Source organism: Streptomyces sp. NBC_00377 (assembly GCF_036075115.1).
Taxonomy (GTDB): domain Bacteria; phylum Actinomycetota; class Actinomycetes; order Streptomycetales; family Streptomycetaceae; genus Streptomyces.
This window is the reverse complement of the sequence record NZ_CP107958.1, coordinates 7,240,573-7,257,054: the sequence shown is the minus strand read 5'-3', so window position 1 is coordinate 7,257,054 and position 16,482 is coordinate 7,240,573. Positions and strand designations below refer to the sequence as shown.

At 73.2% G+C, this 16,482-nt stretch carries 13 protein-coding genes and 1 pseudogene; 4 read left to right on the top strand and 10 right to left on the bottom strand.

Annotated features, from left to right (window positions below):
- Positions 1 to 8 precede the first annotated feature (8 nt).
- The 3 genes from OHS71_RS32235 to OHS71_RS32225 form a co-directional block, all read right to left on the bottom strand.
- Positions 9 to 635, bottom strand: a complete 627-nt coding sequence (locus tag OHS71_RS32235; protein ID WP_328482841.1) for a TetR/AcrR family transcriptional regulator — start codon at positions 633 to 635, stop codon at positions 9 to 11.
- A gap of 73 nt (positions 636 to 708) precedes the next feature.
- Positions 709 to 951, bottom strand: coding sequence for a YiaA/YiaB family inner membrane protein (locus OHS71_RS32230; protein ID WP_057579722.1), 243 nt, complete (start codon positions 949 to 951; stop codon positions 709 to 711).
- Between the two features lie 59 nt (positions 952 to 1,010).
- Complete coding sequence (locus tag OHS71_RS32225; RefSeq protein WP_328484714.1) at positions 1,011 to 2,162, bottom strand: acyl-CoA dehydrogenase family protein; 1,152 nt, start codon at positions 2,160 to 2,162, stop codon at positions 1,011 to 1,013.
- An 89-nt stretch (positions 2,163 to 2,251) separates the two neighbouring features.
- Between OHS71_RS32225 and OHS71_RS32220 the strand changes: the two genes are divergently transcribed.
- The 3 genes from OHS71_RS32220 to OHS71_RS32210 all read left to right on the top strand — a co-directional run bounded on the left by OHS71_RS32220 (position 2,252) and on the right by OHS71_RS32210 (position 4,903).
- On the top strand, positions 2,252 to 2,884 hold the full coding sequence (locus OHS71_RS32220; RefSeq protein WP_328482840.1) for a TetR/AcrR family transcriptional regulator: 633 nt from the start codon (positions 2,252 to 2,254) through the stop codon (positions 2,882 to 2,884).
- 51 nt (positions 2,885 to 2,935) lie between these two features.
- Complete coding sequence (locus tag OHS71_RS32215; protein ID WP_443047179.1) at positions 2,936 to 3,805, top strand: ArsR/SmtB family transcription factor; 870 nt, start codon at positions 2,936 to 2,938, stop codon at positions 3,803 to 3,805.
- Positions 3,806 to 3,916: 111 nt separating this feature from the next.
- Positions 3,917 to 4,903: a DMT family transporter gene (locus tag OHS71_RS32210; protein WP_328482839.1), complete on the top strand. Its 987-nt coding sequence runs from the start codon at positions 3,917 to 3,919 to the stop codon at positions 4,901 to 4,903.
- 237 nt (positions 4,904 to 5,140) lie between these two features.
- Here OHS71_RS32210 and OHS71_RS32205 read toward each other — a convergent pair whose 3' ends face one another.
- The 4 genes from OHS71_RS32205 to OHS71_RS32190 all read right to left on the bottom strand — a co-directional run bounded on the left by OHS71_RS32205 (position 5,141) and on the right by OHS71_RS32190 (position 10,308).
- Complete coding sequence (locus OHS71_RS32205) at positions 5,141 to 6,223, bottom strand: Zn-dependent alcohol dehydrogenase (protein WP_328482838.1); 1,083 nt, start codon at positions 6,221 to 6,223, stop codon at positions 5,141 to 5,143.
- 15 nt (positions 6,224 to 6,238) lie between these two features.
- The gene (locus OHS71_RS32200) at positions 6,239 to 7,627 is read right to left on the bottom strand and encodes an aldehyde dehydrogenase family protein (RefSeq protein ID WP_328482837.1); all 1,389 of its coding nucleotides are present in this window, start codon (positions 7,625 to 7,627) and stop codon (positions 6,239 to 6,241) included.
- Between the two features lie 385 nt (positions 7,628 to 8,012).
- Positions 8,013 to 9,350 carry an ABC transporter ATP-binding protein gene (locus tag OHS71_RS32195; protein ID WP_328482836.1) on the bottom strand — a complete coding sequence of 446 codons (1,338 nt, stop codon included), beginning with the start codon at positions 9,348 to 9,350 and terminating at the stop codon, positions 8,013 to 8,015.
- A gap of 238 nt (positions 9,351 to 9,588) precedes the next feature.
- Positions 9,589 to 10,308 carry a class F sortase gene (locus OHS71_RS32190; RefSeq protein WP_328482835.1) on the bottom strand — a complete coding sequence of 240 codons (720 nt, stop codon included), beginning with the start codon at positions 10,306 to 10,308 and terminating at the stop codon, positions 9,589 to 9,591.
- Between OHS71_RS32190 and OHS71_RS32185 the strand changes: the two are divergent.
- A pseudogene (locus OHS71_RS32185) lies at positions 10,307 to 10,642 on the top strand (hypothetical protein); the annotation flags it as partial. The gene OHS71_RS32190 and the pseudogene OHS71_RS32185 overlap by 2 nt on opposite strands.
- 636 nt (positions 10,643 to 11,278) lie before the next feature.
- Here OHS71_RS32185 and OHS71_RS32180 read toward each other — a convergent pair.
- From OHS71_RS32180 to OHS71_RS32170, 3 genes are all read right to left on the bottom strand, one after another.
- The gene (locus tag OHS71_RS32180) at positions 11,279 to 12,601 is read right to left on the bottom strand and encodes an MFS transporter (RefSeq protein ID WP_328482834.1); all 1,323 of its coding nucleotides are present in this window, start codon (positions 12,599 to 12,601) and stop codon (positions 11,279 to 11,281) included.
- Between the two features lie 19 nt (positions 12,602 to 12,620).
- Positions 12,621 to 14,060, bottom strand: coding sequence for a CitMHS family transporter (locus OHS71_RS32175; RefSeq protein WP_328482833.1), 1,440 nt, complete (start codon positions 14,058 to 14,060; stop codon positions 12,621 to 12,623).
- 141 nt (positions 14,061 to 14,201) lie between these two features.
- Positions 14,202 to 16,439: a molybdopterin oxidoreductase family protein gene (locus OHS71_RS32170; RefSeq protein WP_328482832.1), complete on the bottom strand. Its 2,238-nt coding sequence runs from the start codon at positions 16,437 to 16,439 to the stop codon at positions 14,202 to 14,204.
- Positions 16,440 to 16,482: the final 43 nt, after the last annotated feature.

Sequence of the window (16,482 nt, the reverse complement as noted above, 5' to 3'; positions counted from 1 at the left end):
CCGGACGCCTACTTCGCCGCGCCGACCATCCGCAGTACGAGGTCGGCGTACAGCGCGCCGACCTCGTCGGGGGTGCGGGGACCGTCGACGTTGAACCAGCGGGCCACGTCGATGCACAGGGACAGCACGGCGAGCGTCGTGCCGTGCACGTCCAGCACGGCGAACTCGCCGCTCGCGACCCCGTCCTCGATGATCCCGCGCACTTCGGCGTCGACCTGTCGGCGCAGGTCGAGGATCTCGGCGCGGGCGTCGGGGCCGAGCGCGTCCAGTTCGTACTGGACGACCCGGGCCGTGGTGCGCCGTCCGGCGTGCCAGCGGACGAAGGAGCTGACGGCGTCCGCGAGACGGCCGGCCGCGTCGCCCTCACCGGCGGCCGCCGCGCGCAGGATGCCCAGCGCCCGGTCGTGGCCGATCCGGCTGATGCGGTGCAGCAGCTCTTCCTTGGTCTTGTAGTGGATGTAGAGGGCGGCCGGGCTCATACCCGCGCGGCCCGCGATGTCGCGGGTCGTCGTCGCGTGGTAGCCGCGCTCGGCGAAGGCCTCCACGGCGGCGACCAGCAGTCGCCGGGCCGCGTCAGGGGTGACCTCTTCCCACGGCTCGATCTCGCCGCCGGCCGTCTCCTCCGCCGTACTCATGACTCGTTCGCCCCTCTCGGTACAAGGAGCTACACCATACCGCCGAAGGTGAGCGCCCGCTTAGCGTGCCCGCTCAGAGCTTCTCGAAGGGGCTGTACACCCGCGCTGCCGCGTCCTGCTTGTCCCTGATCACCTTGGCGAGGGTGAAGGCGGAGGTGACGAGGTAGAGGACGGCGATCGCGAGGAAGGCGCGCACCCAGGCGTCGGCGTTCAGCTTGAAGATGCCGACGGCGGTCGCCGCCATGGCCACGGCGAAGGACGCGACCGCCTGGCCGTAGAAGGCGGCGGTGTTCTGCTTGACCGGTGTCTCACTCATGAGGAGAAGCTTCGGCCGAACCGGCCGCCGGCACATCCGTCCGCCTACTCAGAAGGTACTCAGAACGCCGAAACCCCGGTCAGGGCCCGCCCGATGAGCAGTTTCTGGATCTGGCTCGTGCCCTCGTAGAGGGTCATCACCCGGGCGTCGCGCAGGAGCTTGCCCGCCGGGTACTCGTCGATGTAGCCGTAGCCGCCGAATACCTGGAGGGCGTTGTTGGCGGCGCGGACGGCGGCCTCCGAGGCGAACAGCTTGGCCTTGGAGGACTCGGTGGCGAAGGGCAGGCCCCGGTCGACGAGGTCGGCGACCCGCCAGGTCAGCAGCCGGGCCGCGTCGACGTCGACCGCGATGTCGCTGATCAGTTCCTGGACGAGCTGGTGGTGGGCGATGCTCCTGCCGAACTGCTCGCGTTCGCCCGCGTAGCGCACCGCCGCGTCCAGGGCGGCCTGCGCTATACCGACGCAGCCGGCCGCGACCGACATGCGGCCCTTGGCGAGCGCCGACATGGCGACGGAGAAGCCCTTGCCCTCGGGCGCCAGCATCGCCGAGGCGGGGACCCGGACGTCGTCCAGGACCAGTTCGGCGGTCGCCTGGCCGCGCAGGCCGAGCTTGCCGTGGATCGCGCGGCGGCTCAGACCGGGGGTGTCGGTGGGGACGAGGAACGCGGAGACGCCCTTGTGGCCCGGCGCGTCCGTGGAGCGGGCGAAGAGCAGGACCACGTCGGCCCAGGTGCCGTTGGTGATGAACATCTTCGTGCCGTTGATGACATAGGAGTCGCCGTCGCGGACCGCGCGGGTCCCGAGGTTGCCGGCGTCCGAGCCGGTGCCGGGTTCGGTCAGGCCGAAGCAGCCGACGTACTCGCCGGACGTCAGTCCCGGCAGCCAGCGCCGCTTCTGCTCCTCGCTCCCCCAGGCGGCGACGGTCTTGGCGACCAGCCCGAGGGAGACGGAGACGATTCCGCGCACGGACGAGTCCCCGCGGCCCAGCTCCTCGGTGACCAGGCAGTACGCGAGGTGGTCGCCGCCCGAGCCGCCGTACTCCTCGTCGATCGTCAGGCCGAGGAAGCCGACCTCGCCGAGCTTCTTGACCAGGGACCGGTCGATGTCCTCCGCGCGGTCCCAGGCGACGACGTGCGGGGCGACCTCGCGGTCCACGAAGTCCCTGGCGAGCCGTCGGACGGCCTCCTGTTCCTCGCTGAGCGCCAGATTCACCACGAGACCACCTCACAAGGGAAGACCGTTGCCGTTCACCGTTTAATTAGCACTGCTAGTTTCCATTACGCAGCCCTACTATGTGCGCCATGGCCCGACCGCGCAAGCCCCTTCTCAGTACCGACCGGATCATCGAGACCGCACGGACGCTCGTGGACGCGGAGGGCCTGCCGGCCGTCTCCACGCGGCGGCTCGCCGCCGAGCTGGGGGTGAGCGGGCCCTCGCTGTACAACCACTTCCGCACGAAGGACGAGATCCTGGAGGCCGTCGCGGACTCGGTCAGCGCGCAGGTCGACCTTTCGATGTTCGAGGACGGCCGGGAGTGGCGGACCGCGCTGCACGACTGGGCCGTCTCGTACCGTGCCGCCCTGCGCGACCACCCGCACATCGTCCCCGTGCTCGCCCAGGGCCCCGGCCGCAGGCCCGCCGGGCTGCGGCTCGCCGACGCGGTGTACGGCGCGATGGTCCGCGCCGGCTGGCCGCCCGCACAGGCCACCTCCATCGGCGCGCTGATGCGGTACTTCGTGATGGGCTCCGCGCTCGGCTCGTTCGCCGGCGGCTTCGTCGACGACGTGAGCGCCTACGATCCGGCCGACTACCCGCACCTCGGCCAGGCCCACCTGCTCGCCGAGCAGCAGGAGAAGATCGACGAGCGGGCTTTCGAGACCGGGCTGACCGCCCTGCTGGACGGTCTGGCCCAGCAGTTCGCGCAGTTGCCCTAGCACGGTTCGGCGGGCACCGAAGTGTGCGTCGCGCATGCTGGGGCCGTGAGCATCACGGACACCGGGAACGACAGGGACGTACGGGCGCCGGGGCTGGCCGCTCTCGCCGGGCTGGTCGCCGACGAGACGCGGGCCGCCTGTCTGCTGGCGCTGCTCGACGGGCGGGCGTGGACCGCCGGTGAGCTGGCCCGGCACGCGGGCGTGGCCGCGTCCACGCTCAGCGAGCATCTGGGCAAACTGGTCGCGGGCGGGCTGCTGGCCGAGGAACGGCAGGGGCGGCACCGGTACGTACGGCTCGCAGGCGCCCGGGTCGCCCAGCTCGTGGAGGACCTCGCCGCCCAGGTCGACCCGCGTCCCGCGCGTCGGCCGCGCACGTTGCGTGCCGCGAGCGCCGGTTCGGCCATGGCCCGGGGCCGCACCTGCTACGACCACCTCGCCGGCCGCCTCGGCATCACCGTCACCGACGCGCTGACCGCCCACCGACTGCTGAGCCCGGCGAGCGGGCCGGAGCAACGGATCGACGGGGAGGACGGCGACGCGGGCCCGGGGGCGCCGGGGACTCCGCCGCGAGACGCGGGGGCGGGGCCGGGGACGGAGTGGCTGAGCGCTGGAGAACTCGGGGGGTCGGCGTCCGAGGAGCGGGCCACCGGGTTCGCGCTGACCGGGGCGGGGCTGCGCTGGTTCCACGACAACGGGATCGCGCTCGACCGCACCACCCGGCGGCCGCTCGCCCGTGCCTGCCTGGACTGGACCGAGCGTCGGCCCCACCTGGCGGGGGCGGCGGGCGCGGCCCTGTGCCGGCACGCCCTCGACGCGGGGTGGTGCGTGCGCATCGGCTCGGAACGGGCGGTGAAGGTGACGGCGGCCGGCGAGCGCGTACTGGCCGAGCTGCTGGGCATCGAGCCGGCGGCGCTGCACTGACGGGCCCCTGGCCGGCTCCCGCGCCGGGCCGCCCCACCTGCCTCTCGTCCGGAGATCCCTCGTCCGAAAATCGCGAGCTCTCGATCCGCTCGTCTGCCTAGCCTGAGGAGAATGATGAACAGCCCCCGGCGTACCGAACGCCGTACTGAGTTGCTCGCCGCCGGTGCGGCGACCGTGACCGTCGTGCTGTGGGCGTCCGCCTTCGTGTCGATCCGCAGTGCGGGCGACGCGTACTCGCCGGGAGCGCTGGCGCTCGGGCGGCTGGCCTCCGGGGCGCTGGTGCTGGGGGTCATCTGCGCCGTCCGGCGCGCGGGACGGCCGCCGAGGTCCGCCTGGCGCGGGATCGCCGTGTCGGGCGTGCTGTGGTTCGGCTTCTACATGGTCGTGCTCAACTGGGGCGAGCAGCAGGTGGACGCCGGGACGGCGGCGCTGGTGGTGAACATCGGGCCGATACTCATCGCCCTGCTCGGCGCGCGGCTGCTCGGGGACGTGATGCCGCCGCGGCTGCTTGCCGGGATGGCGGTGTCGTTCGCGGGCGCGGTCGCGGTGGGACTGTCGATGTCGGGCGAGGGCGGATCGTCCGTGCTCGGGGTGGTGCTGTGCCTGCTCGCGGCGTTCGGTTACGCGGGCGGGGTCGTCGCGCAGAAGCCGGCGCTGGGCCGGGCGAGCGCGCTCCAGGTCACGACGTTCGGGTGTGTGATCGGGGCGGTGGTCTGTCTGCCGTTCGCGGGACAGCTGGTCCACGAGGCGGCCGACGCGCCCGTCTCCGCGACGCTCAACATGGTCTACCTGGGTGTCTTCCCGACCGCGCTCGCCTTCACCACGTGGGCGTACGCCCTGGCCCGGACGTCGGCGAGCCGCATGGGTGCGACGACGTACGCCGTTCCCGCCCTGGTCGTCCTGATGTCGTGGCTGGCGCTGGGCGAGGTGCCGGGGGCGCTCACGCTGGCCGGTGGAGTGCTGTGTCTCGCCGGTGTGGCCGTGTCACGGTCGAGGCCTCGAGTGCCGCGGACGGGGACCGCGCAGGCGGCGGGGGCGGGGGAAGCGGGGGTTCCCGGGCCGGGGCCCGACCGGGAGGTCGGCCCCCGGGCAGGCTGACACCGCCCGGCCGGACCGGGCGGGAGCCTCCGGGACGCAGCGCGGACCGTCGGTCTGCGGTCCGGTTCCCGGGCGGCCCGGGAAGCGGGGGTTCCCGGGCCGGGGCCCGACCGGGAGGTCGGCCCCCGGGCAGGCTGACACCGCCCGGCCGGACCGGGCGGGAGCCTCCGGGACGCAGCGCGGACCGTCGGTCTGCGGTCCGGTTCCCGGGCGGCCGCGGCGCCCGGGGGCTCGGGCTCAGAAGACGATCAGGGCGCGGCCGCCCTTGCCTGCCAGCATGTTGTCGAAGGCTCCCGGGATGTCCTCCAGGGTGATGTGTTCCGTCACCAGAGCGCCCAGGTCCAGGCGGCCCGCCCGGACGTGGTCGGCGAGGACCGGGAGGTCCTTCGCCGGGTCGGAGTTGCCGTAGACGCAGCCCGAGAGGGTGCGGCCCCAGTGGAAGAGTTCCAGGGCGTTGAAGGTGACCTGCTGGTCCTTGCCCCCGATGCCGACGACCGTGGTGCGGCCACCGCGCCGGGTGGACTCCCAGGCCGTCCGGATGGTGACCGCGCGGCCCACGCACTCGACGGCCACGTCGACCCCCTGCTTGCCGGTGAGGGCGCGGATGTCGCGGGCGGTCCGCTCGGAGGCGACCACGTACTCCGTGGCGCCCGCCGCACGTGCCAGCTCCTCCTTCTCCGGGGAGACGTCCACGGCGACGATGGTCGAGGCGCCGGCGATCCGGGCTGCCTGGAGGGTGGCCAGTCCGACCCCGCCGACGCCGAAGACGGCGACCGTCTCACCGGCGCGGACCCGGGCGCAGTGGTGGACGGCGCCGTAGCCGGTGAGGACGGCGCAGCCGAGCAGGGCCGCGTCGGTGAGGGGGATGCCGTCCGGCAGCGGGAGGACGCAGGAGGCCGGGACGACCGTCTCCTCGGCGAAGGCGGCCACGTTCAGCCCCGGATGGAGGTCGGTGCCGTCCGTCGTGCGGGCGTACACCTCGGCCGCCCCGTTGAGGGCGTTCACGCAGAGCCACACCTCCCCGAGCCAGCAGGGATGGCACGTGCCGCAGGAGGGGGCCCAGTTGAGGACGACCCCGGTGCCGGGCGCCAGGTGCTCGACCCCCTCGCCCACGGCGACGACCGTGCCCGCGCCCTCGTGGCCCAGGACGGCGGGCACCGGTACCCGCATGGTGCCGTCGGACAGCGAAAGGTCGGAGTGACAGACGCCGGCGGCGGCGAGCCGGACCCGGACCCGGCCGGGTCCCGGGTCGGGAAGCTCGATCCGCGTGATCTCCAACGGAGCCCCGACGGCGGGAAGTACAGCGGCGCGGACAGCCATGTTCGGGTGACTCCCTCAGAACTGGAAGGACTTGGTCTGGAGGTACTCGGCGAGACCGTGCACGCCGAGTTCGCGGCCGACGCCCGACTGCTTGTAACCGCCGAAGGGCGCCAGCGGGTTGAAGCGGCCGCCGTTGATGTCCACCTGGCCGGTCTCCAGCCGGCGGGCAAAGGCCACCGCCTCCGCCTCGTCACCGGCCCAGACGGCGCCCGCGAGCCCGTAGACCGTGCCGTTGGCGATCCGCAGGGCGTCGTCCTCGTCCTCGTAGCGCAGCACGGACAGCACCGGGCCGAAGATCTCCTCCTGGGCGATCGTCATGTCGGGGGTGACGTCGGAGAAGACCGTGGGGCTGACGAAGTAGCCCTGCTCGCGAGGGGACTCGGGGCCGCCCGCGACCAGCCGTGCCCCCTCGGCCACGCCCTTCTCGATGTACCCGCGCACCCGCTCCCGCTGCCGGGCGTTGACGACCGGGCCGATGCGGTCGCCGTACTTTTCGGCCGCCGCGGCGGCGAGCCCGACCGCCTCCTCGTACTGGTCGCGGTGGACGAGCATCCGGGTCCAGGCGCTGCACGTCTGGCCGGAGTTGGACATCACGTTGGCGACGCCGACGTTGACCGCCCTGGCCAGATCGGCGCTCGGCAGGATGACGTTGGCGGACTTGCCGCCGAGTTCCAGGGCGACCTTCTTGACGGCCGCGCCGGCCGTCGCGGCGATCCGCCTGCCCACGGCCGTGGAGCCGGTGAAGGACACGAGGTCGACGCCGGGGTGTTCGGCGAGGGCCTGGCCCGCGACCGGTCCGAGGCCGGTGACCAGGTTGAAGACGCCGGCCGGGACGCCCGCCTCGTGGACCGCCTCGGCGAACAGCTGGGCGGTGAGCGGGGTGTCCTCGGCGGGCTTCAGGACCACCGTGCAGCCCGCGGCGAGGGCCGGGGCCACCTTGGCGACGATCTGGTGCAGCGGGTAGTTCCAGGGGGTGATCGCGCCGACCACACCGATCGGCTCGTGGTGGACGACCGAGTTGCCGACCTTCTCCTCGAAGGAGTGGGTCGCCGCCAGCTCGGCGTAGGAACCCGCCACCGCGATCGGCAGCGCCGCGTGGACGGCCTGGGAGAAGGAGAGCGGGGCGCCGAGTTCGGCGGTGACCGTCTCGGCGATCTCGTCCTTGCGGGCGGTCAGGGCGTCCCGGAGGGCCGTCAGCCGGGCCGCGCGTTCGGCGGGCGGGGTCGCGGCCCAGGCCGGCAGTGCGGCGCGGGCCGCCCGTACCGCCGCGTCGACGTCCTCGGCGTCGCCCGCGGGGACCCGGCCGATCACCTGCTCGTCCGCCGGGTTGACGACCTCGATCACTTCCCGTCCCGCGGCCGGGCGCCAGACGCCGTCGAGGTAGATGCCGTCGTGTGCCTTCATCGCGTTCCCTTCGGCGGGGCTCGTCGTCCGCGCCCTAAACTAGCGTTGTTAGTTTTCCGGCACCAGAGGGACACGACGGACTCCGGGGACGGCCACCCCGCACAAACGCGCGGCCCGGCACGGGACGGACGGGCGCGGCCCGGCACGGGGCGGGCGGGCACGGCCCGGCACGGGACGGACGGGCACGGCCCGGCACGGGACGGACGGGCACGGCCCGGCACGGGACGGACGGGCACGGCCCGGCACGGGACGGACGGGCACGGCCCGGCACGGGACGGGCGCGGCCCGGCACGGGACGGGCGCGGCCCGGCACGGGACGGGCGCGGCCCGGAGACGGTGTTCCCGCGGCGGCGGACGGGCGGGCCCGGACACGGCGGGCGCCTCGTCACTCGTCCAGGTCCGGCAGCCGGGCCGGGGCCGGGCTGATGCGCTCGCCGTGCTGGTCGAAGACGAAGAGATGGGCGATGTCGACGAGCAGCGGGACCTGCATGCCGTGCCGGAGGTCGAAGTCGGGTGTGGTGCGCACGACGAGGTCGCCGAGGGGGCGGCCCTCCGTGGACGTCACCGGCCGGTCCTGCTCCTGCGGCTCGTCCAGGACCCCGACCGGACCGGACCGCAGGCCGCCCGCGCCCTTGCGGAGCCGGCCGAGGACACCGCCCTCGCGGCGCCGCCGCCGAATCGGCCGCTGGGCGGGGCGGGGCGCCTCCAGCTCCGGCACGACCGCGAGCCGTGAGCCGGTGTTGAAGTGCACCAGCACCTCGTGACCCTGGAACTCCACGTGCTCCACCAGCCCGGTGATGTGCGTCTCGCCGGGCCGGGCCTCGGCGGGAGTGGCGATGCGGACCGCCTCCGAGCGCAGCCCGACGATCACTTCCCGGCCCTGCTGCACGCGCAGCAGCTTGTGGTCCAGACAGTGGGGTTCGGGCAGCCGCAGCGCCTGCTTGCCGAGGCTGATCGTCATGGCGCCGTCGAGCGGGGCGCGGACCAGGCCGCGCAGGAGGTTGATGCGCGGGGTGCCGATGAAGGCGGCGACGAAGACGTTGCGCGGCAGGGCGTAGACCGAGCGCGGGGTGCCCACCTGCTGGAGGACGCCGCCGCGCAGCACGGCGACCCGGTCGCCGAGCGACATGGCCTCGGCCTGGTCGTGCGTGACGTAGACGGTGGTGACGCCCAGTTCCCTGGTCAGCTTGGATATCTCGGCCCGCAGGTGGTTGCGGAGCTTGGCGTCGAGGTTGGACAGCGGCTCGTCCATCAGGAAGGCGGAGGGGTGCCGGGCGATGGCCCGGCCCATGGCGACGCGCTGGCGTTCGCCGCCGGAGAGCTGGCCGGGGAAACGGTCGAGGAGGTCCTCGATGCCGAGCATCCGGGCGGTGGCGTCCACGCGGGGGCCCGGGTCGGCGCCGGGGGCCTCGATGCGCAGCGGGAAACCGATGTTGTCGCGGCCGGTCATGTTCGGGTAGAGGGCGAAGTTCTGGAAGACCATGGCGATGTCCCGCCCCGAGGGCGCCAGGTCGTTGGCGTAGTCGCCGTCGAGCCGTAACTCCCCCTCGGTGATCTGTTCCAGGCCGGCGATCATGCGCAGGACGGTGGACTTGCCGCAGCCGGAGGGGCCCAGCAGGACCAGGAACTCGCCGGGCGCGATGTCCAGCGACAGCCGGTCCACGACCCGGACGTTTCGGTCGTGGACCTTGCTGACGTCGTGCAACGAGATGGCGCGTGTCATGAGAAGTGTCCCCGGGGACTCGTGTGCCGGGCGGGCCCGGCCGGTACTTCGCTGTCCGACCTGCCCCGTGCGGCTCGAACGGGGCTTGTGAGTCACGGAAGTTAACGGACAGTGCGCACCCGGGGGAAGAGAAGGGCCGGGATCGGACGCTCCCGTCCGACTGGTGAGAAACCGGACGGTCTGGTTCAACGGGCGGCGGCCCGGGGGCCGCGGACGGCGGAGGCGGCACCGCGGCGGGTCAGCGGGTCGCCGTCAGGTGGGCGAAGACGACGACGTTGCTGGTGTATCCCGTCGCCTGCCGGAACAGGCCCCCGCAGGTGAGGATGCGCAGTTCGGGGCGGCGGGTCGGCCCGTACACCTCCTTGTCGGGAAAGGTGGCCTTGTCGAAGACGCGGACCCGGTCCACGGTGTAGACGGCGGTGCGGCCGTCGGCGCGCCGGGCTTCGATCCGGGCGCCCCTGGCCACCCGCGCGAGGCCGGCGAAAACCGCCGGGCCGGTCTTGGTGTCGCGGTGTCCGACGGCGACGGCCGTGCCCCGCTCCCCGGGTGTGGGGCCGCCCGCGTACCAGCCGACCAGCTTGGGCCGCTCGAGCGGGGGGGTCCCGAGGTGCCGATCAGGGCCGAGCCGGAGCGGGACGATCGTGGCGACGATGCCGAGGGAGGGTACGCGCAGGGTGGTCGCCGGGGACCGCGGCAGCGGACGGGGCGGGGGCGTGGGGCTCGCGGACGCCTCGTTTCGCGCCGCCCGGCGCTCCTGGTCGGCGTCGTCCCCGGGGGCCGGGTCGGCCTGCGCCCCGCCCACGGCCGTCCCGCCGGCCCGGGCGGACGTGACCGGGCCGTCGCGCCCCCCGCACTGGACCCCGACCGTCACCAGGACGACCGTGAGCACGGCCGTCCTGGTGAGGCGGTAGGCGCGGGTCCGGTGCCAGGGCCTGCGTAGGCGCCTACGCGGCACCATGGGTGCGCCGGCGGATCAGTCGGAAGTAGGCGAATCCCCCGACGGTCACCAGCCCGACGGCCGCGGCTCCGGCCAGCGGGGTGAAGGACTGCGTGGTGCCGGCGAGGCCGCCGCCGCCCGCGTGCACGCCGCCCTCGGGGCCGCCCTTCTCGCCGCTCCAGGCGCCGCTGCCCTTCTCCCCGCTCCAGGCGCCGCCGCCCTTCTCCCCGCTCCAGGCGCCGCTGCCCTTCTCCCCGCTCCAGGCGCCGCCGCCCTGAGCGCCGCCCTCACGCCCGCCGGCGCTCTGCGCGGCGCCGTTCTGCGCGGCGCCGTTCTGCGCCGTGCCGTTCTGCGCCGTGCCGTTCTGGGTGGTGCCGTTCTGCGCGGTGCCACCCTGGGTGGTGCCGTTCTGCGCGGTGCCGTTCTGACCGCCGTCGGCCTGGCCGCCACCGCCCTGGCCGTTCGGCGCGGCGGCTTCACGGCCGTCGTCCGTGATCGGCTGGTTCGGGCCCTCGTTCCCGCCGCGACCCTCGGAGCAACTGATCTTGAAGACCTTCACCTTGGGCGAGGGGACCGGGACGTCCCCGCGGGCGGCAATGGTCCACTCCAACGTGTACGACCCCTCGGCCAGCCCCAGGGTGTCGGTGTGCCCGGCGCCCTGGGTCAGGGTGATGTTGCCGGTGACGGTGGCGGTGTCGAGGGCCGGGGGCCGCGCCTTGATGGTGTAGGCGACGGTCGGCAGCTCGCCGAAGTTGGCGGCGTCGAGGTAGAACCGGCAGGCCACCGGGTCGTCCTTGGAGACGCCCGGGGGTACCTGCTCGCGGTGGATCCTGATGTCACCGGCCTCCCCCACGGCCATGGCGGACGGCGCCGAGAGAGTGGTGAACCCCGCCGCGGCGAGCACGGTGAGGGCCGTGACGCCGAGGCGGGAGCCGAGGGCGGACGGGAGCGTCGAGCTGGACATGCGCATTCCTCCGAGTCAGGACGATTTTCATACAAATCGTTCTTGCTCCTGACTCTCTTTCACATCGGCGCCCGGGACTGTGGGAGCTCCGCCCGACGCGCCGTCAGACATCGCTCGACCGGCGCAACCGCGGCCCGGACCGGCGCCGGGCGCTGCCGTCCCGGCTCCCGCGTCCGCGCGCGGGTCCCCCGGCGACCGCACCGCGACACCCGACGACACCAGCAACAACACCCCCAGCATCACGAACGGCGCGGCCACGCCCGCGGCGCCGGCCACCAGCCCCGCGGCCGCGGGCGCGGCGACCTGGCCGAGCCGGTTGCCGGTGAGGCGCAGCGCGAGGGCGGTGGAACGGGCGCCGTCGGGAGCGGCCTGGACGACCGTCGTCATCGACAGGGGCTGTCCGACGCCGAGGCAGAAGCCGAGGGCGGCGAGGATCACGGCCAGCCCCCAGACAGGCACCGGCAGCGCGATCCCCGCGCACAACAGGGCCGCCAGCAGGCAGGTCACGGTGAGCAGCAGCGTCCGGCCAAGCAGCCGCAGCAGGGGGGTGAGGACGAGGCGGCAGGCTATGGAGGCCGCCGCGCGGACGCTCAGCAGGACTCCGATGACGGACGGCGCGATGCCCCGGTGCTCGCCGACCACCGGCAGATAGGCGGTGAGGATGTCGGTCGCGGACAGCACGGAGAGGCTGACCAGGATGCCCGCGGGGACACCCCGGGTGTGCAGGATCCGGCCGACGGGCACACGCCGGCCTTGCCCGCCACTGGACTTGGGCGTCGTCCCGCGGTCTTCGATGCGCCACAGCGAGGTGAACGCGACCGCGCAGCCGGCGCCCGCGACGAGCAGGGCCAGCGCGCTGCTGCGCGCCATGTCGTCACCGCCGATCAGCGCTCCGGCCGCGATCGGGCCGACCAGCTGGCCGAGGGAGGCGCCGATGGTGAAGTGGCCGAAGTTGCGGTCCTGTTCGTGCGGCGCGGACTGCCGGGCGACGAGCGACTGCGAGCCGATGACGAAGCAGAGATGGCCGAGGCCCATGACCCCGCTCCACAGGGCCATCGTCCAGAGCGAACCGGCCGCACCGCTCAGCACGCACCCGCCGGAGATCAGGACCACGCCGAAGGGCAGCAGGGGCGCGCAGCGGCCGTGGTCGGTACGCCGGCCGAGCGGTACGGCGGCGAAGAGCGGCAGCAGCGCGTACACGCCCGCGATGACGCCGATCGCCCGCTCGTCCGCTCCCAGCGCGAGGGCCCGGTAGGAGACGGCGGGCCGGGCCATCGACACCGCCCCCTGCGCGAAGCCGAAGGCGATGACGAGACGGAGCAGCCAGCCGCGGTTCCTACCGGGCCTCACAAGTTCCTCCATGGGACGGTCAGATGATCCCGAACAGGATGCCCGCGCCGAGGATCGCCAGGCAGGTGCAGGCGGCCCACTTGACCACGAACCTCGTGTGGTCGCCGAACTCGACCTTCGCCATCCCGACGAGGACGTAGACGGCCGGCACGAGCGGGCTCGACATGTGCAGGGGCTGGCCGACGAGCGAGGCCCGGGCCATCTCCAGCGGGGTGACCCCGTGGGCGGCGCCGGCCTCGGCCAGGACCGGCAGGACGCCGAAGTAGAAGCCGTCGTTCGACATGAAGTACGTGAGCGGGAGGCTCAGGACACCGGTGACGAGGGCCATGTGGGGACCCATGCCCTCGGGGACGACGTCCACCATCCACCTGGCCATGTGGTCGACCATGCCGGTGCCCTGGAGGACGCCGGTGAAGACGGCGGCGGCGAAGACCATGCCGGAGACGTTGAGGACGTTGTCGGCGTGGGCGGCGAGCCGGGCCTTCTGGTCCGGGATGTGCGGGAAGTTGACGGTGAGGGCGAGCGCGGCGCCGATCAGGAACAGCACCGGGATCGGCAGGTACTCCATGATCATGGCGGTCAGCAGGGCGACCGTGAGCAGCGCGTTGAACCAGTACAGCCGGGGGCGCAGGGTGGCCCGGTGCGGGTCGAGGCCCTGGAAGCCGTCGTCCTCGTCCTCGTCCGCCCCGTCGTCGCGCGCGTCGGCGTCGGTACCGGAGCCGGAACCGCCCGTCCGCACGGGGGCCTTGCCGTGGCCGGTGCCCGCAGAGCCGCCGGCGCCCACCAGGACCGTCTCGGTGTCCTTCTCCTCGACGTCCTCGACCAGTACCTCGTCCAGCGTCAGCACGCCGAGCCGGGCGCGCTCGCGGCGGCCGAGGACGTAGGAGAGGACGAAGACGAAGAGCAGGCCCACGGCCAGGGCCGGGATCATCGGCACGAAGATGTCGCTGGCGTCGAGCTTGAGCGCGGTGGCGGCCCGGGCGGTCGGGCCGCCCCAGGGCAGCGTGTTCATCACGCCGTTGGCCATGGCCGCGACACCCGTCATCACGACCAGGCTCATCTTCAGGCGCTTGTACAGCGGGTACATCGCCGAGACGGTGATCATGAAGGTGGTGGAGCCGTCGCCGTCCAGGGAGACGATCGCGGCGAGCAGCGCCGTTCCTATGACGATGCGGAGCGGGTCGGCCTTGCAGAACTTCAGGATGCCCCGCACGACCGGGTCGAAGAGGCCGACGTCGATCATCACACCGAAGTAGACGATCGCGAACATGAGCATCGCCGCCGTGGGGGCGAGGCTGGTGACGCCGTCGATGACGTAGTCACCTAGCTTGGCGCCCTTCCCGACGAACACGCAGAACAGTGCCGGGATCAGCACGAGCGCCGCGATCGGCGACATCTTCTTCAGCATGATCAGGACCAGGAAGGTCGCGATCATGGCGAAGCCGAGGATGGTCAACATGAATGGATACCTAACGTTCGCCCTTGAACATCCCACCTGGGGGTCGGCGGTGCGTTGACGTTAGGTCCGTTCAAACGGTGTTAACAAGACGTTGACGTGCGAGCAATAAGCGCAAAAGTCCAGGTCACAGCTTTGCTCAGGTCAGCGGGCCGCTACCGGGGCAAGTTCCACCGGCACTCCGTTGAGCACCGCGTTGCCCGACAGCGGGTCCAGGAGGCTGCCGTCGAGAAGCTGGTTGACGTTGACGCCGGGGTCGGTGGCGGCGTGGCTCAGACGGGTGCCGGGGCGGTTGTGACCCCAGCCGTGCGGCAGGCTGACGACACCCCGGCGCACGCCGTCCGTGATCTCGGCCGGTGCGGTCACCTCTCCCCCGGCGCCCTTCACCCGGACCGGCGCGCCGTCCCGCACACCGAGCCGTTCGGCGTCCTCGGGGTGGATGTGCAGGGTGCAGCGGTTGGTGCCGCCGGTGAGGGCGGGGACGTTGTGCATCCAGCTGTTGTTGGAGCGCAGATGGCGCCGGCCGACGAGGACCAGCCCGTCCGTCCGCTGCCGCATGCCCTCGCGCAGCCGCGGGAGATCGTCGGCGATCGGCTGCGGCAGCAGCTCGATCCGACCGCTGCGCGTCTTCAGCGGCTGGGGCAGGCGCGGGCCCAGCGGCCCGAGGTCGATGCCGTGCGGACGGTCGAGCAGCCGGGTCAGGCCGAGCCCTTCCGGCCGGGCGCCGAAGCCGTCGCCGTAGGGGCCGAGGCGCAGCATCATGTCCAGCCGGCGCTCGGGACCGGTCTCCCCGTCGAGGGCCGCCGCGAGCTCCTGCGGGTCGCGGCCGTGCACGGGCGAGTGCGCTTCCCCGACCGCCTTGCCGAGGGTCTGCCCGATGACCAGGTCGTCCACAGCTGACGGGTCGGCGCCGTGCATCCCGGTGGCGGCCAGGATCAGCCGGGCGAGGATCTCGGTCTCGGCCATCCGGCCGGGCTCGAGCGGGACGGCCGGGCGGCTGTAACGGACCTGGTTGCGCACGGCGAGGGTGTTGAACGCGAAGTCGTGGTGCGGGCTCTGCGAGGGCGGCGGCGGGGGCAGGACGACGCCGGCGTGGCGGGAGGTCTCGTTCAGGTAGGGGTCGACGCTGACCATGAAGTCGAGGGAGTCGAGCGCCTTGTCGAGCCGGTCGCCGTCCGGGGCGGACAGGACGGGGTTGGCGGCCACGGCGACGAGCGCGCGGATCGGCTCGCCCTCCGACGTCGCGGTGTCGATCTCCTCGGCGAGCGCGGACAGCGGCAGTTCGCCCTTGGCCTCGGGGTGCCGGCTCACCCGCGAGTGCCAGCGGGCGAGCCGGAAGCCGTGGCCGGGGCCGGCCGGCCGGGGCGTGCGGTCGGTGGCTGCCTGCGGGAAGAGCGCGCCGCCGGGCCGGTCCAGGTTGCCGGTGAGGATGTTGAGGACGTCGACGAGCCAGCTGGCCAGGGTGCCGTACGGGACCGTGCAGCTGCCGATGCGGCCGTATACGGCGGCGGTGGGGGCGGCGGCGAGTTCGCGGGCCAGGGTGCGGATCAGCGAGGCGTCCACATCACAGGCCGCGGTGACCGCTTCCGGGGTGAATTCCCGGACGGCTTCCGAGAGTTGCTCGATGCCCTCGACGTGCGGGGCCAACTCGCCCAGGTCGACGAGGAGTTCCTCGAACAGCACCTGCGCCATGGCCGCGAGGAGCAGCGCGTCCGTGCCCGGCCGGATCGCGATGTGCCGGTCGGCGAGCTTGGCGGTACGGGTGCGGCGTGGGTCGATGACGGTGAGGGTGCCGCCGCGGGCCTTGAGCGCCTTCAGCTTGCCGGGGAAGTCGGCGGCGGTGCACAGACTGCCGTTGGACTCCAGGGGGTTGGCGCCGATGAGAAGCAGGTGGTCGGTGTGGTCCAGGTCCGGCACGGGAATCGCGTTGGCGTCGCCGAACAGCAGTCCGCTGGAGACGTGCTTGGGCATCTGGTCGACCGTGGACGCGGTGAAGAGGCTGCGGGTGCCGAGACCGGCGAGCAGCACGGTCGGGTAGAGCGCGCCCGCCATGGTGTGCACGTTGGGGTTGCCGAGGACGACTCCCACGGAGTTCGCGCCGTACCGCTCGACGACCGGCCGGATCCCGGCGGCCACCGCGTCGAAGGCCTCCTCCCAGGTGGCCTCGCGCAGTTCCCCGTCCCTGCGCACGAGGGGGGTCCGCAGCCGGTCGGGGTCGCCGTCCACCGCGCCGAAGGAAGCACCCTTGGGGCAGATGAAGCCCTTGCTGAAGACGTCCTCCCGGTCGCCGCGGGCGCCGGTGACCTTCGTCCCCTCGATGGTGAGCGTCAGCCCGCAGGTGGCCTCACACAACGGGCAGATTCGCAGGGCGGTGCGGGACACGGGTCCTCCTGGGGGCGGCATTGCCTTCTCCAGGCGAGCATAC